The sequence below is a fragment of the Dactylosporangium sp. NPDC051087 genome (genome assembly GCF_055586325.1).
The window spans coordinates 196793-218787 of sequence record NZ_JBVJIJ010000024.1 but is presented as its reverse complement, the minus strand read 5'-3'; the positions used below and the strand labels follow the sequence as shown (position 1 = coordinate 218787).

Here is a 21995-nt window from a genome sequence, read left to right as displayed (position 1 = left end):
GTCCCATTCCGAACCCGGAAGCTAAGCCCTCCAGCGCCGATGGTACTGCACCCGAGAGAGTGTGGGAGAGTAGGACGCCGCCGGACAAAATTTCGCAGTAGCCCCCGACCTCACGGTCGGGGGCTACTGCCCTTTCAGCGGAAGAATGCGGAAGAATGCGGTTCGGCAAGAAGAACCGCGACAAGCTCAGCGCTGCTCGACCGCGGCGCGCAGCTCCAGGAATGCCTTCTCCGCGTCGGTGACCTGCCGGCCCGGGAAGAGCGCCACTCCGAGCGAGCCGTTGTCGGCCCACCCGCACACAGCCATAGCGCCGTCCTTGTCCTCGATCTCGCCGCACCGGGCCACCCCGCCCAGGTCGCCGGCGTCGATGTCGTGGACGTTGCCGATCCCGGCGGCGTCCCCGCCCGCGACCGCCTTGAACGCGCCCTCCAGGGAGCGCTCCGGCTTCCAGATCTTGCCGGTGCCGGCGACGAGGATGACCGTGCGGACCTCCGACGGGCCGTTCTGGTCCCGGTAGATCGCGCCGACGCTCTTGTCGAGGCTCACCTCGGTGACGACGGCGTCCCGCACGTACTCGGCGGTGTTCTGCGCGTCGTCGGTGGAGAACAGCGTGAAGGAGCCGATCTGCGGGGGCGTCGAGACCTTCGTGTCGCTCTGCTGGGTCACGCGCAGGACCGTCGGGCCGTAGACGACCGCGGACCCGAGCAGCGCGACGCCCGCCAGGGCACCGCAGACGATCGCGACCTTCTTCACGTTGACGGAGGAGCGGGGCTCCTCATCGAAATCGTCCTCGTCGGGTGAGGCGGAGGAGGAGATCCCCGGAAGATCGACCATCGGCGCAGCCTAGCAAGCCCCACTACGCGCGGCGGGGCCGGACCAGAACGGCCCGGCCCCACCGGTACACCTGCGGAAACGAGCGGCGATCAGCGGTGCTCGACCTCGTCGCGGATCTGCAGGAACAGGTCCGAGGACTCCTGGAGCTCCCGCTCGATGAAGATCGCGATGCCGACGCTGCCGTGGTCGGCCCAGACGCACAGGGTCATCGACAGTTCGTCCTCGGTGCCGTTCGCGCACTTCACCGTGCCGCCCAGGTCGCCGGCCGGGTAGCTGGTCTGCCCGGCGACCCCGCCGCCGGCGCCGGTCGCGTTGAAGCCGCTGAACGCGTTGTCGACCTCGTCGTCGGGGAAGACCACCGTCGACGTGGCCGCGACGAGCACGACCAGCTTGCTGTCGTCGCCGTCGCTGTAGATGCCGGCCGCGACCTGCTTGACGTCGCCGACGTCGGCGCGCAGGTCACGCTCCATCTCGTCGACGATCTTCTGCATGGTGTCGTCGGTCTTCTTCTTCAGCCCGCCGGGCAGCGTCGCCGGCGCGGTCACCGTGGTGCCGCTCGCCGAGAGGATCGGATACAGGAAGACGCCGCAGCCCACCCCGCAGACCAGCAGCACCGCGGCCAGGATGCCCAGGGTGATCTTCAACCCCTTGCCGCGGCGCGGCGGCGGAGGCGGTGGCGGGGTGAAGGCGGGCCCGGGCGCCGGGAACGGCTGCTGCGGCTGATACGGCGGCGCCGAGGCCTGGTACGGGTCCTGGTAGGCCGGCTGCTGGTACTGCGGCTGCTGGTACGCCGGCTGCTGGTAGGACTGCGGCGGGCCGTACGGTCCGGGCTGCTGCTGATAGGACCCGTCACTCGGAGCCTGTTGCGTGCCGAACTCCGGCGCCAGGTCATACGACTGCGGCTGGAACGGCTGCGAGCGAGGCTCGTCGTCGTCGGACGGGCGGGGCGGGTAAGTCACCGTCGATCAGTCTCCTGAGTGAGGGGGCAATGGCGAGCGTAGACCCCGCACGCGAAGTTCTAGACTCGCTATGTGACGGAGACTCAACGCACGCCCGGCCCCGGTGACACGCCGGCCGAGCCGACCGCCCCCACTGCCTCGATGCTCTCGGCCCAGTATGCGCCCGGCGAGGTAGAACAGCGGCGGTATGAGCAATGGGTCGCCGACGGTCTGTTCAAGGCGGACGCGGCCAGCGACAAGCCCGGGTTCGCCATCGTGCTGCCGCCACCGAACGTGACCGGATCGCTGCACATCGGTCACGCCCTCGACCACACCGTCCAGGACGCCATCACCCGCCGCAAGCGGATGCAGGGCTTCGAGGCGCTGTGGCTGCCCGGCATGGACCACGCCGGCATCGCCACCCAGAACGTCGTGGAGCGGCAGCTCGCCGCGTCCGGGCAGTCCCGGCACGACCTGGGCCGCGAGGCGTTCGTGGAGAAGGTCTGGGAGTGGAAGGCCGAGTCCGGCGGCAAGATCCTCGGGCAGATGACCCGCCTCGGCGACTCCGTCGACTGGAGCCGCGAGCGCTTCACCATGGACGAGGGCCTGTCCCGCGCAGTCCTCACCATCTTCAAGCGGCTCTTCGACGACGGCCTCATCTACCGCGCCGAGCGCATCATCAACTGGTGCCCGCGCTGCCTGACCGCGCTGAGCGACATCGAGGTCGAGCACTCCGACGACGACGGTGAGCTCGTCTCCATCCGCTACGGCGACGGCGCCGACGCGATCGTCGTCGCGACCACCCGGGCCGAGACCATGCTCGGTGACACCGCGGTGGCCGTGCACCCGGACGACGAGCGCTACAAGCACCTGGTGGGGACCGAGGTCGAGCTGCCGCTCACCGGCCGGCGGATTCCGATCGTCGCCGACGCGCACGTCGACCCGGCGTTCGGCACCGGCGCGGTCAAGGTGACCCCCGCGCACGACCCCAACGACTTCGAGATCGGCCAGCGGCACGACCTGCCGAGCCTCACGATCATGGACGAGCACGGCGTCATCACGGTCCACGGCCCGTTCCTCGGCCTGGACCGCTTCGAGGCGCGTCCCGCCGTCGTCGCCGCGCTGCGCGCCGAGGGGCGCATCGTCGCGGAGAAGCGGCCCTATGTGCACGCCGTCGGGCACTGCCAGCGGTGCGGCACCACGGTCGAGCCGCGGCTGTCGCTGCAGTGGTTCGTGAAGACCGAGCCCCTGGCCAAGGCCGCCGGCGACGCCGTCCGCGACGGCCGGGTCCGGGTCGAGCCGCCGGAGCTCACCAAGCGCTACTTCGGCTGGGTCGACAACATGCACGACTGGTGCATCTCCCGGCAGCTGTGGTGGGGGCACCGCATCCCCGTCTGGTACGGGCCGGGTGGCGAGGTCGTGTGCGTCGGCCCCGACGAGCAGCCGCCCGCCGGCGACGGCTGGACGCAGGACCAGGACGTGCTCGACACCTGGTTCTCCTCGGCGCTGTGGCCGTTCTCCACGCTCGGCTGGCCCGACGAGACCCCCGACCTGGCGAAGTTCTACCCGACCAGCGTCCTGGTCACCGGCTACGACATCCTGTTCTTCTGGGTCGCCCGGATGATGATGTTCGGGCTGTATGCGATGGACGGCCGCCAGCCGTTCGACGTCGTCATGCTCCACGGCATGGTCCGTGACCAGCACGGCAAGAAGATGTCGAAGTCGTTCGGCAACGTCGTCGACCCGCTCGACTGGATCGACCGGTTCGGCGCCGACGCGACCCGCTTCACCCTCGCCCGCGGCGCCAACCCCGGCGCGGACGTGCCCGTCAGCGAGGAGTGGGTGCAGGGCGCCCGCAACTTCTGCAACAAGCTGTGGAATGCGACCAGGTTCGGCCTGTCCAACGGCGCGACCGTCGAGGGTGACCTGCCCACCGAGGACCTGTCGACCGTCGACCGGTGGATCCTGTCCCGGCTGCAGCACGTCGTCGCCGAGGTCGACGAGCAGTTCGAGGCGTTCGAGCTGGCGAAGGTCTGCGACACGCTCTATCACTTCGCGTGGGACGACGTGTGCGACTGGTATCTGGAGCTGTCGAAGGGGGCCATGACCCCGCAGCGGCAGCGGGTCCTCGGCCACGTGCTCGACCAGCTGCTGCGGCTGCTGCACCCGATCACGCCGTTCGTGACCGAGGAGCTGTGGACGACGCTGACCGGGGCGCCGACCCTGGTGCGGGCCGCCTGGCCGGCCGCCGACCAGCGGCTGGTGGACGACGCGGCCGAGCGGGAGGTCGCCGACCTGCAGCGGGTCGTCACCGAGGTCCGCCGGTTCCGCGCCGACCAGGGCGTCAAGCCCGCCCAGAAGGTCGTCGCCCGCCTGGAAGGCCTCGACGCGGCCGGCCTGTCCGCGCACGAGGGGCTCATCCGGTCCCTCGCCCGGCTCGACGCGCCCGGCGCGGAGTTCGCCGCGACCGCGAAGCTCAGCGTCGGCGTCGGGGTCACCGTCGAGCTCGACACCCGCGGCACGATCGACGTCGCCGCGGAGCGGGCCCGGCTCGGCAAGGACAAGGCCGCCGCGGAGAAGGAAGCCGCGCAGTGCCGGGCGAAGCTCGACAACCCGGCGTTCACCGACAAGGCACCCGAGCCGGTCGTGGAGAAGATCCGCCAGCGCCTCGCCGCCGCCGAGGCCGACCTGGCCCGGATCACGGGACAACTGGACGCGTTGGCATGAGCGGTCCCGGGCGGTTCAACGAGGTCGAGCAGGAGCTCAACGGCCGGGGCTTCACCCGCATGGTGTTCGACCTCGGCCGCATCGAGGGGCTGCTCGACCTCATGGGCAGCCCCCAGCGGGCGTATCCGGCGATCCACATCACCGGCACCAACGGCAAGACGTCGACGGCCCGGATGATCGACTCGTTGCTGCGCGCGCACGGGCTGCGGACCGGGCGGTACACCAGCCCGCACCTGCAGACGATCCGGGAGCGGATCAGCATCGAGGACGAGCCGATCAGCGAGGACCGGTTCGTCGAGATCTACGACGAGGTCCAGCCGCTCGCCGAATACCTCGACACGCGCGCCGACGCGCCGCTGACGTACTTCGACATGACGACGGCGATGGCGTTCGCCGCGTTCGCCGACGCGCCCGTCGACGTCGCCGTGGTCGAGGTCGGCCTCGGCGGCGCCGACGACTCCACCAACGTGCTCCAGGCGCAGACGACCGTCATCACGCCGATCGGCCTCGACCACACCGAATGGCTCGGCGACACCATCGAGGACATCGCCCTCGCCAAGGCCGGGATCGTGCACAAGGGATCCACGCTGATCTGCGCGGCGCAGCCCGACGAGGCGATGGGCCCGATCCTGGAGCGCTGCGCCGAGGTTGGCGCGACGATCGCCAGGGAGGGCCGCGAGTTCGCCGTCGTGCGGCGCGACCTCGCCGTCGGCGGGCAGGTCCTCACCCTGCAGGGCCTCTCCGGCACGTATGAGGGCATCTTCCTGCCGCTGCACGGCGAGCACCAGGCGCAGAACGCGGCGATCGCCCTGGCCGCGGTCGAGGCCTTCCTCGGCGCGGGCAACGAACGCGCCCTCAACGCCGAGTCCGTCCGCGACGGGTTCGCCGGCGCCACGTCGCCCGGCCGGCTCGAACGGGTCCGCAAGTCACCGCCGATCCTCGTCGACGCCGCCCACAACGCGGCCGGCATGCAGGCGACCGTCCGGGCGCTCAACGAGGAGTTCGCGTTCAGCGGGCTCGTCGCCGTCGTCGCCGCCCTCGCCGACAAGGACGTCGAAGGCATGCTGGAGCTCCTCGAGCCGATAACCGAGAGCATCGTCTGCACCCGCAACAGCTCCCCGCGGGCCATGTCCGCCGCGCAGCTCGGTGCCATCGCCGAGGAGCTGTACGGGCCCGAACGGGTCCACGTGGTGCCGGACTTCCCCGACGCGATCGACACCGCGGTGACCCTCGCCGAGTCCGACAACGCGATCCCCGGCTCCATCGGCATCCTCGTCACCGGCTCGGTCGTCACCGTCGCCGACGCGCGCGGGCTGCTGAAGCGATGAGGAAGGTGGCGGCGTGAGCACTACCGGACTGAAGAACCCCGGCGGCGCCGTCCGCGGCGTCGGCGCGTCCGCGCTCGTCGTGTTCGGGATCGTCCTGCTGATGGCGCTGCTGCCCCTGGCGAAGCTCGGCCAGTCGACGGCGGCCATCTGGCTCTGTGTCGGCCTGGCCGTGCTCAGCTTCGTCCTCTGCGGGATGTTGAAGTACGACTGGGCGTGGTTCGCGGGGCTGGTCGTGCCCGTCGGGTTGCTGGCCGGCGGGTTCCTGCACTGGTCGCTGCTGGCGCTCGGCATCGTCTTCGGCCTGACCTGGGGATACGTCCTGTACGTGCGACGATCCGTCTACGCGAACAAACCCTGAGCCGTGCGGGCGAGCCGGCTGCTGTCCACGCTCCTGCTGCTGCAGACCCGCGGCCGGCTCACCGCGCAGCAGATCGCCGACGAGCTCGAGGTGTCGGTCCGCACCGTCTACCGCGACATCGAGGCCCTCTCCGCCTCAGGGGTCCCCGTGTACGCCGACCGCGGCCCCGCCGGCGGCTACCAGCTCGTCGACGGGTACCGCACGACGCTCACCGGGCTCACCACGGACGAGGCGGCCGCCCTGTTCCTCGCCGGCAGCGGCGCCACCGCCGGGCACCTCGGGCTCGGGCCGACCCTCGACGCGGCGCAGCTGAAGCTCCTCGCCGCGATGCCCCTCGAGCAGCGCACCCAGGCCGCCCGCATCCAGGAACGCGTCCACGTCGACGCGCCCGGATGGTTCCGCGACCCGGAGGCCCCGCCGCACCTGGACACCGTCGCCGGCGCCGTGTGGGAGCAGCGCCGGTTGCTGCTGCTGTACCGCAAATGGGACGGCACCCAGGTCGAGCGCACCGTCGACCCGCTCGGCCTGGTCCTCAAGGGCACCGCCTGGTATGTCGTCGCCCGCGGCAGGGAACGCGTCAACGCCTACCGGATCTCCCGCATCGACACCGCCACCGTCCTGGACGGGCGCTTCGACCGGCCCGAGGGCTTCGACCTGCGCGACTACTGGACCGAGTGGTCCGATCGTCTGCAGCGCACGCTGTACCGCGGCGGCGACGCCACCGTCCTCGTCGGCCCCAGAGCGGCGAGCATGTGGTGGATGCTCGGCCCCGTCGCCGAGCGGGCGCTGCGCGACACCGCCGGCCCGCCCGACGCCGACGGCTGGGTCCGGGTCGTCCTGCCGATCGAGTCGCTCGAACACGCCCGCGTCGACCTGGGCCGCTTCGGCCCGGACGTCGAGGTGCTCGCCCCGGCGGAACTGCGCGACCTGATGCGCCGCTCCGCCGAGGAGACCCTCCGCCGCTACGGGCTCTAACGCCGCAGCTCCCACTTGGTCAGGGCGATGGCGTGGCCGTCCGGGTCGCGGAACGTCGCCGAGCACAACTCCAGCTGCTCGCCCTGCGGGACGACCCGCGGCCGGTGGACGAAGTCGACGCCCTGCTCACGGAGGCGTTCGTACGCCTCGTACACGTCGGGGACCTCGAGATTCAGGTGCACCACCCGGCGGTCGACCGGCGGCATGTCGGCGACCCGGCGCAGGACGACCCTGGCGTCGCCGGTGGCGAGGACCGCCGAGGAGTCGCCGCTGTCGAGCTCGGTGAGGCCGAGGGTGTCGCGGTAGAAACGCCGGGACCGCTCCAGGTCCGACACGATCAGCGTGATGCTCACGCCGTTGACGCCGTCGAGCGGCAGCGACTGCTGGCGCTGCTCGGTCGCCAGGAACTGCCCGACCGCCCCCTCGGACGGCGGCTGCTCCTCCAGCTGGTCCTCGGGCGACTCACCGACGTAGTGCTCGGTGGCGTACGGATTCGGGGCGGCGTGCTCCTCGTCCTCGTCGTCGCCGGCGTCGGTCGTGGCGGCGCCGCCCGGCTTCGGCCAGCCGGACGTCGTCCCGTTGGGCGCGGCGTCCCGGGAGTGCCCGTTGCTCGACCACGCCGACGTCGTGCGCCCACCGGCGTCCACCGACCCCCACGGCCGGACCGTGGACGTGCCGTCGCCGGCCGCCGCCTCGGTGGCGGACCGCAGCGGCGGCACCGCGGCGCTGTCCGCCACCGTGGTGTCCTGACCGCGGCTGTCGGCCGGCTCGGCGACCGGCTCGGCCTCGCTGACGGGTGCGGGTCCAACGTCCGGCCCGGCGTCGGTGATGCCGGCGTGCTCCGCGCGTCTGGTCGGCAGCTGCTCGGTCTCGCGGTCGGGCCACCAGGTGATGCCCGAGGGCAGGACGGCGGTGCCTGCCGGCTCCCCGCCGGGACGGTCGACACCGCCCTCTACCGCCGTCTCGGGCTCGGGCCCTGACGGTGCCCCGGCCTTGGTCAGCGGCACGACCGCGGGAGGTCCGACCGGCTCCGGGCCGGGGAGGTCCGAGCCGTGCAGGTCTGAGCCGTGCAGGTCTGAGCCGTGCAGGTCTGAGCCGTGCAGGTCCGAGGCGGGCAGGTCGGGCGGCGGGGAGAGTGGCGATCCGGCTTCCGGGATCGTGTACGCCGGGTTCGCGTGCGTCCCGATCTCCGTCTCCGCCCCGGGCGTTTCCGTCGTCGCAGCGTGCGCGGGCGTCGCGGCGTCGGCGGACGGTGCAGTGGGTGCGGGCGGTGCGGCGGATTCCGTCACGACCGCTGGTTCCGTCGCCGCGGCCGATCCTGTCGCCGCAGCTGGTCCTGCCGCCGAGGCCGGATTCGTCGCCGCCGTCGGTTTCGTCATGACGATCGGTCTCGTGACGGCGGCCGGTGCCTTCGCCGCGGGCGGGGTTTCCTCCGGGGTGGGGCCAACGGGCGTGTCGGTGGTCCGGGCGGGGGCGCGGTCGTGCGTCCCGGGGCGGGGGCGCGGGCTCGGCCGGCGACGGCCGGCGCCGCCACGGACCGGGGTGGACGGCAGGCGGACCACCATCGGGGTGTCGTCGGTGGCGACACCCGCGTGGGCGCCCCTGACGTCGGCGGTCCCGGCGAGCGCCGTCCCACCGGCGGCGCCCGCGGTCATCGCGTGCCCACCGGTCGCCACGCGGTCGCCGGTGGTCGTGCGGTCGCCGGTCAAGGCGTGGTCACCGGTTGCCGCGCGCTCGCCCGTCGTCGTGGAAGCACCCGTCGTGGAAGCGCCCGTCGTGGAAGCGCCCGTCGTGGAAGCGCCCGTCGTCCCGGACGGCGTCTTGGACGGGCCGGTCGTCGAGGGCGTGCCGGGGTCGGCGAAGACGGCGGGCGCCGGGCCGGGTGTGCCCGGGGCCAGACCCGGTGCCGGGGCGGGATAGGTCGGGCGTGGGGCGGGCCTGGTCTGGCCGGGGTGGTCGCCGCCGGACAGCCGGACCGGCTCGATGACCGGGGCCGAGATTGGGGGCAGGTCGGTGAGCGTCGGCCGGTTGTCCGGCGGCAGGTCCTCGCCCGGCCGTTCGTACGGCGAACCGCCGCCGAATCCGCCAGCGAGACCGTCGCCGGGACCGCCGCCAAATCCGCCGCTGGGACCGCTGCCGAAACCGACACCGGGACCACCGCCGAGACCGGGGCCGCCGCCGAGGCCAGGGCCGCCGCCGAGACCGGTGCTGCCCGGGCCGGCGCCGGTCGCCGCGGTGGCGCGCTGGGCGCGTTCGCGTTCGCGCTCGTAGTCGTCGGTGGGGGAGTCGACGACGTCGAGCTCGTCGCCGTCCAAGGAGTAGCGCGGGGTGCCGGCGGCCGAGCGGCGCTCCGACGCCTGGGCGTCCTGGTGCGACTGGACCTTGTCCCACACGACGGCGAGCTTGCGCGGGTTGCCCTTGAGGACCTGGACGGGCAGGGTCGCGCCGGCGTCGGGCCACTTGTCGAGCGGGATCGCCGGGTCGACGGTCGAGACCGTGACACCGTTGACGCCGGTCGCTCTCACGACGAGCTTGAGGCGCCCGCGCGCGGTCCGGCCGTCGGTCGTCGGGCGGGGCGAGATATCGGCGACTCTCGCTGTGCCGTAGACGTATTGCCGCACCTTGTTGCGCGAGTTCAGGACAAGGATCAGCACCGGACCGGCCGCGGCCAGGATGATGCCCAACGCGACCACCAAGGCGTTGGTCATACCCAATCCGCAGAATGCCAGGAAACCGCCGACCACGATGAGCAGTGCGATCACGAGTTTCCTGCTGCCGGTGTCCTGTGCACGATTGCTGGACGGCAAGTCGACCTCCCCAGACGACTGACATCAGGCTATGCCTGATCATCGCCGGAAAGGAAGTCTTCGGCACCCGGGCGGGTCGGGGGCGGTGACGCTCGGTAGGCTCGGTGGCAGTACAGGACCCATCTTGGAGGCATGTCGTGGCCGAGCGTTCGCTCGTTTTGATCAAGCCTGATGCCGTGCGTCGTGGACTCGTCGGCGAGATCGTCGGCCGCCTGGAGCGCAAGGGCCTCGCGATCGACGCGATGCGGCTGCGCACCATGGATCGGGCCCTCGCCGACCAGCACTACGCCGAGCACGTGGAGCGCGACTTCTACCCGCCGCTGCGCGACTTCATGACCAGCGGAAACCTGGTCGCGCTGGTCGTGTCGGGCGACGAGGCGATCGGCGTCATCCGCACGCTCATCGGCTCCACCGACGGCCGCAAGGCCGTGCCGGGCAGCATCCGCGGCGATTTCTCGCTGTCCAACCGGGAGAATCTCGTGCACGCCTCCGACTCCGTCGACAGCGCGAAGCGTGAGATCGCGTTGTGGTTCCCGGAGCTGGCGGAATAGAAAAACCACCCTGAACGGGCGAGGAGGGCGGGTGCTGGGACACCCGCCCTCCTCACTGTGTTGGGGAAGAAAGCGTTAGGGCAGCGTCGCCAGGTGCGGCTTGACCGTCTTGGCGAAGTTGTTGCCGTTGGTGACGTCCCAGTTGATCGACCAGGTCATCGCGCCGCGGATACCGGGGTAGGTGTGCGGCGGCTTGAACGTGCCGCAGCTGGTGCCGAAGGCGAGGCAGGACAGCGCCTGGTTGACCAGGGCCGGGGCCACCACGCCGCCGCCGGCCGCGCCGGGACCGGCGGGCAGGCCCAGGGCGACCTGGTCGGGTCGCAGCCCGTTCTCCAGCTGGATGCAGGCCAGGGCGGTCATGAAGTTGACGGTGCCCTGCGAGTACGCCGCCATCTGGTCGCACCCGAGCATGCTGCCGGAGTTGTAGAACTGGGTGTAGACGACCGTCAGGATGTCCTTGATGGACAGTGCCAGGGCGAAGTAGCTGCCGCCGGTGGACTGCATGTCGATCGTCTGCGGCGCCATCGTGATGATGAGGTTGGCGCCGGCCTTGGCCCGCAGCGAGCGCAGCGCCTGCGCCATGTAGGTCGGGTTGAGGCCGTTCTCCAGGTCGATGTCGATGCCGTCGAAGCCGTACTGCTGCATCAGCGACCACGCGCTGTTGGCGAAGTTGGTCGCGGCGGTCGAGTCGCCGACGCTGACCCGGCCGGCCTCGCCGCCGACGGACAGGATGACCTTCTTGCCGCGGCTGTGCAGGGTGGCGATGTCGGACTTGAACTCCGCGTCGGTGTAGCCGCCGAGCGCCGAGGCGAGCCCCGGGTCGACCGCGAAGGTCAGCTGGCCCGGCTGCGAACCGGTCTCGGCGAACGCGACGTCGATCAGGTCGTACTCGCTGGGCACGTCACGCAGCTTCAGCTTCGCCGCGCCGTTGACGAAGTCCTGCCAGTAGCCGGTCAGGAAGTGCTTCGGCAGCGGGCTCGGCGGGGTCGAGGTGGACGGCGACGGTGAGGTCGACGGCGACTTCGAGGGCGACACGGACGGCGACGGTGACGTCGAGCGCGACGGCGACGCCGAGGGCGTGGTCGGCTCGAGCGTCGTCGGCGGGGTGCCGCCGGGGCCGTTGAGGGAGAAGTCGTCCGCGGTGTACGCCGGCTGCCCGTACCAGCCGTGGACGTAGACGACCGCGGTGCGCTGCGCGGCGCCGGTCGTGAACGTCACCGACAGCTGCTGGTAGCCGCTGGTGCCGGGGGTCCAGGTGCTGGCGTCGACGCCGCCGGTGGCGCCGATGAAGACGTAGGAGCCGTTGACCCAGCCGGAGAAGGTGTACTTCGTGTTCGGCTGGACCGACACCGTCTGCTGGCACCGGGCGGTGGCGCCGCCGGGGGTACCGGTGAGCTTGTAGCTGCCGGTCCGGGCGCCGCCGGAGGTGACGGCCGCGCCGGCCTCGCAGCTCCAGCTGTTGGCGTTGCCGGTCTCGAAGCCTGGGTTGGTGAGCAGCTCGGCGGCGGATGCGGGCATCGCGATGACGACCCCGGCGAGGGTCAGCGCGGCCGCTCCGGTGCCCGAGAGCAGGGCGATAGTGCGTGGACGCATCTTGGCTCCAGGTGGGGGTGACGTCGATGGGCGTCGACGTTTGGTGTCACCAAACCCCAGCGGAAAATTAATGTCAAGGTTTCTTTACTATTCTTTATGGGAGCCGGGGAAACCCGGGTGCGCGGCACGGTACCCTGGAGTCACAGGCGTCGACCCGGCCATCACCGGCGAGCCTCCGGAAGAAAGGACCGTCAGGTCCGAGTAGAACCGGACGGGCACCGGCCCGTGACAGCCGGCCAACGAGCGGCCACCGCCAGGTGGCAAGCGGGGTGGTACCGCGGACCTGGTTCCCAGGGTTCGTCCCCGCGTGGAGTGCAGGAAACTGACCACGCGAGGAGTGCGACCACCGATGGCCTACCCGATGCACAACGCGGGCAGAGGCGTGCCCGCCAGCCCGGACCTGCCCGCGGTCGAGCGGGGCGTCCTGGACTACTGGGCCGCCGACAAGACCTTCGAGGCCTCCGTCGACCAGCGTGACGCCGGCGTCGACGGGGACAACGAGTTCGTCTTCTACGACGGCCCGCCGTTCGCCAACGGCCTGCCGCACTACGGCCACCTGCTGACCGGCTACGCGAAGGACGTCGTCCCGCGGTACAAGACGATGCGCGGCCATCGCGTCGAGCGGCGCTTCGGGTGGGACTGTCACGGGCTGCCCGCCGAGGTCGAGGCGGAGAAGCAGCTGGGCATCACCACCAAGGCGGAGATCCTCCAGCTCGGCGTCGACAAGTTCAACGCGGCCACCAAGGAGTCGGTGCTGCGGTACACCGCGGAATGGGAGCGGTACGTCACGCGCCAGGCACGTTGGGTCGACTTCACCAACGACTACAAGACGCTCGACCTGGACTACATGGAAAGTGTCATGTGGGCCTTCAAGACCCTGCACGAGAAGGGCCTGGTCTACGAGGGTTTCCGGGTGCTGGCGTACTGCTGGCGCTGCGAGACGCCGCTGTCCAACACCGAGCTGCGGATGGACGACGACGTCTACCGCGACCGGCAGGACCCGGCGCTGACCGTGGCCTTCCAGCTGGAGACCGGCGAGAAGATCCTCGCCTGGACGACCACGCCGTGGACGCTGCCCTCGAACCTGGCCCTGGCCGTCGGCCCGGACATCGACTACTCGGTGTTCGAGGAGGACGGACAGGAGTTCGTCCTGGCCACGTCCCGCGTCGCCGCCTACGAGAAGGAGCTGGCGGGAGCGGCGTTCAAGCGCGAGGTCAAGGGATCGACGCTGGTCGGGCGCCGGTACACGCCGCTGTTCGACTTCCTCGCCGACACCCCGAACGCGTTCCAGGTGATCGGCGCGGACTTCGTCACCACCGAGGACGGCACCGGCGTCGTGCACATGGCGCCCGCCTTCGGCGAGGACGACCAGACCGCCTGCGCGTCGGTGGGCATCCCCACCGTCGTCACCGTCGACGAGCACACCCGCTTCACCTCGATCGTCCCCACGTACCAGGGGATGCAGGTCTTCGAGGCCAACAAGCCGGTGATCCGCGACCTCAAGGCCGCGGGTGTCGTCGTGCGCCACGACTCCTACACGCACTCCTACCCGCACTGCTGGCGGTGCGACTCGCCGCTGGTCTACAAGGCGGTCTCGTCGTGGTTCGTGGCGGTGTCCACGTTCCGTGACCGGATGGTGGAGCTCAACCAGCAGATCACCTGGACGCCGGAGCACATCAAGGAGGGCTCGTTCGGCAAGTGGCTGGCCAACGCCCGCGACTGGTCGATCAGCCGCAACCGGTTCTGGGGCTCGCCGATCCCCGTGTGGAAGTCCGACGACCCGCAGTATCCGCGCGTCGACGTGTACGGCTCGCTCGACGAGCTCGAGCGGGACTTCGGCGTGCGCGTCGGCGACCTGCACCGCCCCGAGATCGACAGCCTGACCCGGCCCAACCCGGACGACCCGACCGGGCAGTCCGTCATGCGCCGGGTCCCGGAGGTCCTGGACTGCTGGTTCGAGTCCGGGTCGATGCCGTTCGCCCAGGTGCACTACCCGTTCGAGAACCGGGACTGGTTCGAGCACCACTACCCGGGCGACTTCATCGTCGAGTACATCGGCCAGACCCGCGGCTGGTTCTACACCATGCACGTGCTGGCCACCGCGCTCTTCGACCGGCCGGCGTTCAACAACTGCGTCAGCCACGGCATCCTGCTCGGCGAGGACGGCCGCAAGATGTCCAAGAGCCTGCGCAACTACCCGGACGTCTACCGGGTGTTCGACGAGTACGGGTCCGACGCGATGCGCTGGTTCCTGGTGTCGTCGCCGGTACTGCGCGGCGGCGACATGCCCGTCACCGAGGTCGGCATCCGCGACGCCGTCCGGCAGGTGCTGCTGCCGCTGTGGAACGTCTACTACTTCTTCGGCCTGTACGCCAACGCCGCCGGGTACACCGCCCGCCGCGACACCGGCAGCACGCACCTGCTCGACCGGTACGTGCTGGCCAAGACCGGCGAGCTGGTCGCGACCGTGCAGCAGCAGCTGGACGCCTACGACCTGTCCGGCGCCTGCGGGACCGTCCGGTCGTACCTCGACGCGCTGACCAACTGGTACGTGCGCCGCTCCCGCGACCGTTTCTGGTCCGGGGACCAGGACGCGTTCGACACGCTGTACACGGTGCTGACGACGCTCACGCAGGTCGTCGCGCCGCTCGCGCCGCTGACCGCGGAGGAGATCTTCCGCGGCCTGACCGGCGACCGGTCGGTGCACCTGACGGACTGGCCGTCGGCGGCGGACTTCCCGGCGGACCACGCGCTGGTCGCGGACATGGACGCGGTCCGTGACGTGTGCTCGGCGGCGCTGTCCCTGCGCAAGGCGCGCGGCCTGCGGGTACGGCTGCCGCTGCGGACCCTGACCGTGGCGACCCCGCGGGCGGAGGCGCTGCGACCGTTCGCCGCGCTCGTCGCCGACGAGGTCAACGTCAAGGAGGTCGTCTTCACCGGCGACGTCGCCGCGCACTGCACGCCGGTGCTGACGCTGGTGCCGCGGGCGCTCGGCCCCCGCCTCGGCAAGGACGTCCAGCAGGTGATCAAGGCGGTCAAGGCCGGTGACTGGCAGCACGCCGCCGACGGCACGGTCGTGGCCGGCGGGGTGACGCTGCAGGACGGCGAATACGACCTGAAGCTCGTCGCGGCCGACCCGACCCAGTCGGCGCCGCTGCCGGGCGGCGAGGGCGTGGTCGTGCTCGACAGCACGGTCACCCCGGACCTGGCGGCCGAGGGTGTGGCGCGGGACCTGGTGCGGGTCGTGCAGCAGGCCCGCCGCGACGCGGACCTCGACGTGTCCGACCGGATCACCGTCGTGGTCTCCGGGGCCGGGCTGGACGAGGTGCTCGCCGTGCACGGCGCGTTCGTGGCCGGCGAGGTCCTGGCGGACGACGTCCGGCTGGGCGGCGATGTCGAAGGCGGCTTCGCGGGCGAGGTCGGCGACGGTCAGGCGGTCTCGGTCACCGTGACGAAGGTCTAGGGGCGCGCCGGTCGAACTCGCCCTCGGGCATCACGACCACCATCGTGAGGACCGCCTCCACGTCCGCCGCGTTGCGGTAGGCGTGGGGGCGGTCGGCCCGGAAGTCGATCGTCGCGCCGGGCCCGACGGTGTGCTCGACGCCGTCGACGGTCACCGTCAGGGTGCCCTCGCGGAGGTGGAGCAGCTCGCGCGTGCCGGACGAGTGGTCGGCGGAATCGTGCGACTCGCCCGGCGGCATCCGCCACTCCCAGAGCTCGACGAACGCGGGGTCGTTGACGCCGCGCAGCAGCCGCCCGGTCCCGCCGGCGTCGCCGCGCCACAGCACCGGCGGCTCGTCCGCGCCGACGATCCTCACGACCGGCTCCGGCTCCGACTCCAGCAGCCGCCCGATGCTCACCCCGAAGGACTCCGCGATCCGGCACAGCGTGCCGATGCTCGGGTTGGTCTTCGCGCCCTCGATCTGCACGAGCATGCCCTTGCTGACCCCCGACCGGCTCGCCAGCTCGTCGAGGGACCAGCGCCGGCCCTGCCGCAGGACCTTCACGTGCCTGGCGATCGCCGCCTGGGCGATCTGGGCCACATCCTCGGTCAAAATATTTTCCTCCGCAGTCAATATTGTGATACGACTGGGGCATGTTCGCCATCGCCGATGCAACGCTCGACCTGTGCCGGTCCGTGGGCCATGAGGCTACCGTCCGGGCCGTCCGCGCGGCCGCGGTGACGGCATGATCGGGCTGCTGCTCGCCGCGGTGTCCGGACTGGTCTGGGGTGTCGGCGACTTCGCGGGCGGCAAGGCCAGCCAGCGCGCCGACTCGAAGATCGTCGTCGTGGTGTCGAAGGCCGCCAGCATCCCGCTGCTGCTGCTCTTCCTCGTGCTCCTGCCCGCCGCCCCGCACGCCGGTGCCCTGGGGTGGGGCGCCGCCGCCGGTGCGCTCGGCATGGTCGGGATGATGGTGTTCTACCGGGCGATGGCCGGCGGCGCCATGACGATCGTCGCGCCGGTCAGCGCCGTCACCTCCGCGCTGCTGCCGCTCGTCGCCGGGCTGCTCTCCGGCGAGCGGCCCGGCGGGCTCGCCCTCACCGGCGCCGCCTGCGCGATCGTCGCCATCGGCCTGGTCAGCCTGGCGCCCGGGACCGGCGGCGGTTCCAAGATCTCCGCCGGGATGCTCGGCATGGCACTCGGCGCCGGCGTCGCGTTCGGGCTGTTCTTCATCTGCCTGTCCGCCGCCGGCGACGCGGCCGGCGGTGACGCCGGCATGTGGCCGGTCCTCGGCGCGCAGGTCACCGCCGTCGCCCTCGGCGCGCCGGTGCTGCTGCGCCGCGCCGGTCAGGGGCGGCTCGTCCCGGGCGGGGCGACGCTGCGCTGGCTGCTCGCCGCCGGCATGCTCGACATGAGCGCCAACGCCCTCTACATCCTGGCCGTCCAGCGCGGGGACCTGAGCATCATCGCGCCGGTCGCCTCGCTGTATCCGGTGAGCACCGTGCTGCTCGCGATGCTCGTCGACCGGGAGCGGCTGCGCCCGGTGCAGCTGGCCGGGCTCGGGCTCGCCGCGACCGCGCTGGTGCTCGTCGCGTCGTAGGGCGCGGGTGGTGTTGCCCACGGTTGTGCGGTCTGCGGCTGACCTGACGGGCTGCGCCGTCTACAGTGGGCGGCATCGTCTGTTGAGCCTGGTGGAGGGCATTTGTCCGCGCTGTACGCGGTCGGCAAGTTCGCGATCTCACCAGTGTCCCGGCTGCTCTGGCGGCCCAAGATCAGCGGACTGGACAACGTGCCGGCCACCGGCCCGGCGATTCTCGCCAGCAACCACCAGTCGGTCATCGACTCGGTGCTGATGGGCGCGTTCATGCCGCGCAACGTCTACTTCCTGGCCAAGGACGAGTATTTCGTCGGTCCCGGCGTCAGGGGCGCCGTCATGCGCAACGTCATGTACGGGCTGAACCAGATCCCCGTCGACCGCTCGGGCGGCCGGGCCAGCCTCATGGCCCTCGACGCCGCGCTGCCGGTCCTGCGCGCCGGGCACGTCCTGGGGATCTTCCCCGAGGGCACCCGCTCGCCCGACGGCCGGCTGTATCGCGGCCGCCCCGGCGTGGCGAAGCTCGCCCTCGACGCGCCCGCCCCGATCATCCCGATCGGCATCCTCAACACCGAGAAGATCCAGCCGATCGGCACCTCCGTGCCGCGGCTCGGCCCGACGGTCGAGGTCCGCGTCGGCGAGCCCCTCGACCTCAGCCAGTGGCAGGGCGGCGAGGTCGACAGCCGCGGGATGCGCGAGCTCACCCTCAAGCTGATGAACGCGATCCAGCAGCTCACCGGCCAGGAGTATGTCACCCGGTACGCGCCGAAGCGCCCCGACCAGATCGCCGCCGCCGAGAAGGACTGAGGTCAGTCGCGGCGGACGATCGAGCCGCGGATGTTGTGGGTGAGGGTGCCGGCCTGCTCCACGGACCTGCCGGGGAAGACGGCCAGGGCGATGACGCCGTGGTCCGCCCAGCCGCAGACCGTCGCCGATCGGCTGTCGTAACGGGCCGCCGCGCAGCGCTGCTCGCCGCCGAAGGGACCGGGGTCGATGTCGCGCACCGTGCCGACCTGCATCGCCGCGGGCAGCTTGCGGATGCTCGCCTCCAGGTCGCGGCCGGGGTCGGTGATGAAGCGGGTGGCGCCCGCGACGAGGACCCGAAGCGACTTGTTCGAGGCGTCGGTGTAGGTCACGGTGAAGCCGGACTCGTCGAGGTGGTCCGACGTGAGCGCCTTCTGGATGTCGGTGGCCGCCTTTTTCGCGCCCGCGTCGCCGGAACGGGTGAGGCCCGGCACCGTGGCATCCACCTGGACGGATGCCGGGTACTGCACCCAGTACGGGCGGGCCCAGGCGTACGACCCGCCGCAGCAGCCGGCGCACAGGGCGAGCAGCAGCAACATGACCCACGGCCAGCGGCGCTTGCGTCGCCGGTACTGCGGCGGCGGATGCGGAGCGTAGCCGGGCGGCGGCTGGCGGTACCCGGGCGGCGGACGGTATCCGGGCGGCGGCGGACCGTACTGGGGGACCGGCACGTAGCGGATCTCCGGCGGCGGGGGCGCGGGGTCCGGCGGCAACGGCACGGTGCGCGGCGCGGCGGGCAGGTCGAGCGTGTCCTCCCACTGCCGGCGCCGGCGTGACCCGCCCGGCGGCACCGACGCCGAACCCACCCAGGTCGGGTTGGCGGGCTGACGTTCGGTGGGCGACTCGTCCGGGAGTGTCACACCTCGAAGGCTAGCGACCCCGTGCACGGCCCGCCGTTCGGCGACGGCAGGTTTGGTCGACACCTGGCGCGGATACCGTTGCGGTGTGCTGGGGCTACCGGAACGCGTGACCGCCTGCCTGTTCGACCTCGACGGGGTGCTCACCCCGACCGCGGTCATCCACAACAAGGCCTGGACCAGGACGTTCGACGATTTCCTCAAGGGCCGCGACGGTCAGCGGCCGTTCGACCCGGTCGCCGACTACAACGACTACGTCGACGGCAAACCCCGCGAGGCCGGCGTCCGCGACTTCCTCGCCTCCCGCGGGATCACCCTGCCGGAGGGCACCCCCGGCGACCCGCCGGACGCGCAGACCGTCAACGGCCTCGGCAACCGCAAGAACGAGCTGCTGCTCACCCTCATCAAGGAGGGCCTGGAGCCGTACCCGGGATCGGTGCGCTACCTGAAGGCGGCCGCCGCGGCGGGGCTGCGCCGGGCCGTGGTCAGCTCCAGCGCCAACACCCTGCAGGTGGTCACGTCCACCGGCCTCGACGCGTACCTGGAGGCCAGGGTCGACGGGGTCACCATCCGCGAGCGCGGGCTGCACGGCAAGCCCGCCCCCGACACGTTCCTGGCCGCGGCGGAGCAGCTCGGCGTCGCGCCGGAGCACGCCGCCGTCTTCGAGGACGCCCTCGCCGGCGTCGCCGCGGGGAAGGCCGGCGGGTTCGGTTTCGTCGTCGGGCTCGACCGCATCGGTGGCACGCACGCCGACGACCTGCGGGCCGCCGGCGCCGACATCGTCGTACCGGATCTCGACGACTTGCTGGAGGGTTGATGCCGACGTTCCCGGTCGAGCCGTGGGCGGTCCGTGAGACCCGCCTCGACCTCGACGACCTGGCCCAGACCGAGTCGCTGTTCGCGCTGTCCAACGGGCATCTGGGGCTGCGCGGCAACCTCGACGAGGGCGAGCCGTTCGGGCTGCCCGGCACGTACCTCAACTCCTTCTACGAGGAGCGCCCGCTGCCCTACGCGGAGGCCGGGTACGGCTTCCCCGAGGAGGGCCAGTCGATCCTCAACGTCACCAACGGCAAGGTGTTCCGCCTGCTGGTCGACGACGAGCCGTTCGACGTGCGGTACGGCAACCTGCTGAGCCACGACCGGGTCCTCGACCTGCGGGCCGGCACCCTCACCCGCGACGTCGACTGGGTGTCGCCGGCCGAGCAGCGGATCAAGGTCCGCACCACCCGGCTCGTGTCGCTGGAGCAGCGGTCGGTCGCCGCATTCCTGTACGAGGTCGAGCCCGTCGACGGCCCGGCGCGGGTGATCGTGCAGTCGGAGCTGGTGGCCAACGAGGACGTCCCGCAGCCGAGCAAGGACCCGCGGGTCGCGGCCGCGCTCGGGCACGCCCTCGAGCCGGAGGAGCACGCGGCGAGCGGGCTCAACGCGCAGCTGCTGCACCGCACGAAGGCCAGCTGGCTGCGGCTCGGCGCGGAGATGGACCACGAGGTCGACGCGCCGGTGCCGGTCCGCTCGCACACCGAGGCGCGGGAGGACTGGGCCCGCACCACGTTCGCCTGCGAGCTGCAGCCCGGCCAGCGGCTGCGGATCGTCAAGTACATCGCCTACGGGTGGTCGAGCCAGCGGTCCCGGCAGGCGATCCGCGACCAGGTGCACGGCGCGATCGCCGGCGCCCGGCTCGGCGGCTGGGACGGGCTCGTCGTCTCGCAGCGCAAGTTCCTCGACAGCTTCTGGGCGCAGGCCGACGTCGAGGTCGAGGGCGACGCGGAGATCCAGCAGGCGGTGCGCTTCGCGCTGTTCCACCTGATGCAGGCCGGCGCGCGGGCCGAGGCGCGGCCGATCGCGGCGAAGGGGCTCACCGGCCGCGGCTACGACGGGCACGTGTTCTGGGACACCGAGAGCTTCGTGCTGCCGGTGCTGACGTACACGCATCCGCACGCGGCCCGTGACGGGCTGCGCTGGCGGCACGACACGCTCCAGCTCGCGAAGGACCGCGCCGCGCTGCTCGGCCTGGCCGGGGCGGCGTTCCCGTGGCGGACGATCCGCGGGCAGGAGTGCTCCGCCTACTGGCCCGCCGGCACCGCCGGGTTCCACGTCAACGCCGACATCGCCGCCGCCGTCGTCCGCTACGTCCAGGCGACCGGCGACACCGAGTTCGAGGCCGAGGTGGGCCTGGAGCTGCTGGTCGAGACCGCCCGGCTGTGGCGCTCCCTCGGCCACCACGACCGGCACGGCGTCTTCCACATCGACGGGGTCACCGGGCCCGACGAGTACAGCGCCATCGCCGACGACAACGTCTACACCAACCTCATGGCCCAGCAGAACCTGCTGGCCGCGGCGGGAGCCGCCGAACGGCACCCGGACGCGGCGCGGCGGTGCGAGGTCGACGACGAGGAGATCGCGTCGTGGCGGGACGCGGCCGCCAGGATCCACCTGCCCTACAACCCGGAGCTGCGGGTGCACGAGCAGTCCGCCGGCTTCACCCGGCACCAGGAGTGGGACTTCGAGCACACGCCGGCGGAGCACTACCCGCTGCTGCTGCACTACCCGTACTTCGACCTGTACCGCCGCCAGGTCGTCAAGCAGGCCGACCTGGTCCTCGCCATGCACTGGCGGGGCGACGCGTTCACCGCGGAGGAGAAGGCCCGCAACTTCGCCTACTACGACGAGCGCACCGTGCGCGACTCGTCACTGTCGGCGTGCACGCAGGCCGTGATGGCCGCCGAGGTCGGGCACACCGAGCTGGCGTACGACTACCTCGGCGAGGCGGCCTTCGTCGACCTGTACGACCTGCAGCACAACGCCGGCGACGGGCTGCACATGGCCTCGCTCGCCGGGACCTGGCTGGCGCTGGTCGCGGGCTTCGGCGGGATGCGCGACCACGGCGGCGAGCTGTCGTTCATGCCGCGGCTGCCGGACCGGCTCGACCGGCTGTCGTTCGCGATCACCTGCCACGGCAGCATCCTGCGGGTGACCGTCGACCACCAGGAGGCGACCTACCAGCTGGACTCCGGGAAGATGACGCTGCGTCACCACGGCGAGCAGTTCACCGTCACCCCCGACAAGCCCGTCACGCTGCCCGTCCCGCCGCCGCATCCGGGCACGCCACCGCCCCGGCAGCCGGAAGGACGCGGCCCGAGGAGGCGCCAGCGGGCATCATGACGCGACGGGCGCGTACCCTGGGGA

At 71.7% G+C, this 21995-nt stretch carries 16 protein-coding genes and 1 rRNA gene; 11 read left to right on the top strand and 6 right to left on the bottom strand.

Translation table 11 applies throughout. The annotated features are described in order from the left end of the window. Positions 1 to 86 (top strand): 5S ribosomal RNA (gene rrf / locus ACZ6TV_RS39150); the annotation flags it as partial. Positions 87 to 186: 100 nt separating this feature from the next. On the opposite strand, the gene ACZ6TV_RS39145 is transcribed toward rrf, so the two are convergent. Both ACZ6TV_RS39145 and ACZ6TV_RS39140 read right to left on the bottom strand, forming a co-directional pair. Next, a complete protein-coding gene (locus ACZ6TV_RS39145) occupies positions 187 to 834 on the bottom strand; it encodes a hypothetical protein (protein WP_465303655.1) in 648 nt (215 codons plus the stop codon). An 89-nt stretch (positions 835 to 923) separates the two neighbouring features. Beyond that, the gene (locus ACZ6TV_RS39140; protein ID WP_465303653.1) at positions 924 to 1793 is read right to left on the bottom strand and encodes a hypothetical protein; all 870 of its coding nucleotides are present in this window, start codon (positions 1791 to 1793) and stop codon (positions 924 to 926) included. A 141-nt stretch (positions 1794 to 1934) separates the two neighbouring features. Here ACZ6TV_RS39140 and ACZ6TV_RS39135 point away from each other — a divergent pair, with 141 nt between their 5' ends. The 4 genes from ACZ6TV_RS39135 to ACZ6TV_RS39120 are packed head-to-tail and all read left to right on the top strand — an operon-like array spanning position 1935 to position 7160. Then, the gene (locus ACZ6TV_RS39135; protein WP_465303671.1) at positions 1935 to 4499 is read left to right on the top strand and encodes a valine--tRNA ligase; all 2565 of its coding nucleotides are present in this window, start codon (positions 1935 to 1937) and stop codon (positions 4497 to 4499) included. Further along, complete coding sequence (locus ACZ6TV_RS39130; protein WP_465303651.1) at positions 4496 to 5827, top strand: bifunctional folylpolyglutamate synthase/dihydrofolate synthase; 1332 nt, start codon at positions 4496 to 4498, stop codon at positions 5825 to 5827. Before ACZ6TV_RS39135 ends, ACZ6TV_RS39130 begins: the two co-directional genes overlap by 4 nt. Positions 5828 to 5840: 13 nt before the next feature. Then, positions 5841 to 6185, top strand: a complete 345-nt coding sequence (locus ACZ6TV_RS39125) for a DUF4233 domain-containing protein (RefSeq protein WP_465303649.1) — start codon at positions 5841 to 5843, stop codon at positions 6183 to 6185. A gap of 3 nt (positions 6186 to 6188) precedes the next feature. Next, entirely contained in the window at positions 6189 to 7160 is a 972-nt protein-coding gene (locus tag ACZ6TV_RS39120; RefSeq protein WP_465303647.1) for a helix-turn-helix transcriptional regulator, read from the top strand. Here ACZ6TV_RS39120 and ACZ6TV_RS39115 read toward each other — a convergent pair. Beyond that, positions 7157 to 9868 (bottom strand): VOC family protein, encoded by a 2712-nt coding sequence (locus ACZ6TV_RS39115; protein ID WP_465303645.1) that lies wholly within the window; start codon positions 9866 to 9868, stop codon positions 7157 to 7159. The two genes, ACZ6TV_RS39120 and ACZ6TV_RS39115, sit on opposite strands and share 4 nt — an antisense overlap. A gap of 236 nt (positions 9869 to 10104) precedes the next feature. Here ACZ6TV_RS39115 and ndk point away from each other — a divergent pair, with 236 nt between their 5' ends. Further along, positions 10105 to 10518 (top strand): nucleoside-diphosphate kinase, encoded by a 414-nt coding sequence (gene ndk, locus ACZ6TV_RS39110; RefSeq protein WP_465303643.1) that lies wholly within the window; start codon positions 10105 to 10107, stop codon positions 10516 to 10518. Between the two features lie 75 nt (positions 10519 to 10593). Here the strand turns inward: ndk and ACZ6TV_RS39105 are convergent, their stop codons facing one another. Then, positions 10594 to 12111, bottom strand: a complete 1518-nt coding sequence (locus ACZ6TV_RS39105; protein ID WP_465303641.1) for a chitinase — start codon at positions 12109 to 12111, stop codon at positions 10594 to 10596. A 349-nt stretch (positions 12112 to 12460) separates the two neighbouring features. On the opposite strand from ACZ6TV_RS39105, the gene ileS reads away from it, so the two are divergent. After that, positions 12461 to 15574 carry an isoleucine--tRNA ligase gene (ileS, locus tag ACZ6TV_RS39100; RefSeq protein ID WP_465303639.1) on the top strand — a complete coding sequence of 1038 codons (3114 nt, stop codon included), beginning with the start codon at positions 12461 to 12463 and terminating at the stop codon, positions 15572 to 15574. Here ileS and ACZ6TV_RS39095 read toward each other — a convergent pair. Continuing rightward, entirely contained in the window at positions 15555 to 16166 is a 612-nt protein-coding gene (locus ACZ6TV_RS39095) for a helix-turn-helix domain-containing protein (protein ID WP_465303637.1), read from the bottom strand. The genes ileS and ACZ6TV_RS39095 overlap by 20 nt on opposite strands. Before the next feature lie 133 nt (positions 16167 to 16299). Here ACZ6TV_RS39095 and ACZ6TV_RS39090 point away from each other — a divergent pair, with 133 nt between their 5' ends. After that, positions 16300 to 17154: an EamA family transporter gene (locus ACZ6TV_RS39090; RefSeq protein WP_465303635.1), complete on the top strand. Its 855-nt coding sequence runs from the start codon at positions 16300 to 16302 to the stop codon at positions 17152 to 17154. A 102-nt stretch (positions 17155 to 17256) separates the two neighbouring features. Next, a complete protein-coding gene (locus tag ACZ6TV_RS39085) occupies positions 17257 to 17955 on the top strand; it encodes a lysophospholipid acyltransferase family protein (protein WP_465303634.1) in 699 nt (232 codons plus the stop codon). Between the two features lie 2 nt (positions 17956 to 17957). Here ACZ6TV_RS39085 and ACZ6TV_RS39080 read toward each other — a convergent pair whose 3' ends face one another. Beyond that, positions 17958 to 18812 (bottom strand): hypothetical protein, encoded by an 855-nt coding sequence (locus tag ACZ6TV_RS39080; protein WP_465303632.1) that lies wholly within the window; start codon positions 18810 to 18812, stop codon positions 17958 to 17960. Between the two features lie 85 nt (positions 18813 to 18897). Here ACZ6TV_RS39080 and ACZ6TV_RS39075 point away from each other — a divergent pair, with 85 nt between their 5' ends. Continuing rightward, positions 18898 to 19626, top strand: a complete 729-nt coding sequence (locus ACZ6TV_RS39075) for a beta-phosphoglucomutase family hydrolase (RefSeq protein ID WP_465303630.1) — start codon at positions 18898 to 18900, stop codon at positions 19624 to 19626. Further along, positions 19626 to 21971 (top strand): glycoside hydrolase family 65 protein, encoded by a 2346-nt coding sequence (locus ACZ6TV_RS39070; protein ID WP_465303628.1) that lies wholly within the window; start codon positions 19626 to 19628, stop codon positions 21969 to 21971. The genes ACZ6TV_RS39075 and ACZ6TV_RS39070 overlap by 1 nt, the downstream gene beginning before the upstream one ends. The last annotated feature ends 24 nt before the right edge of the window (positions 21972 to 21995 follow it).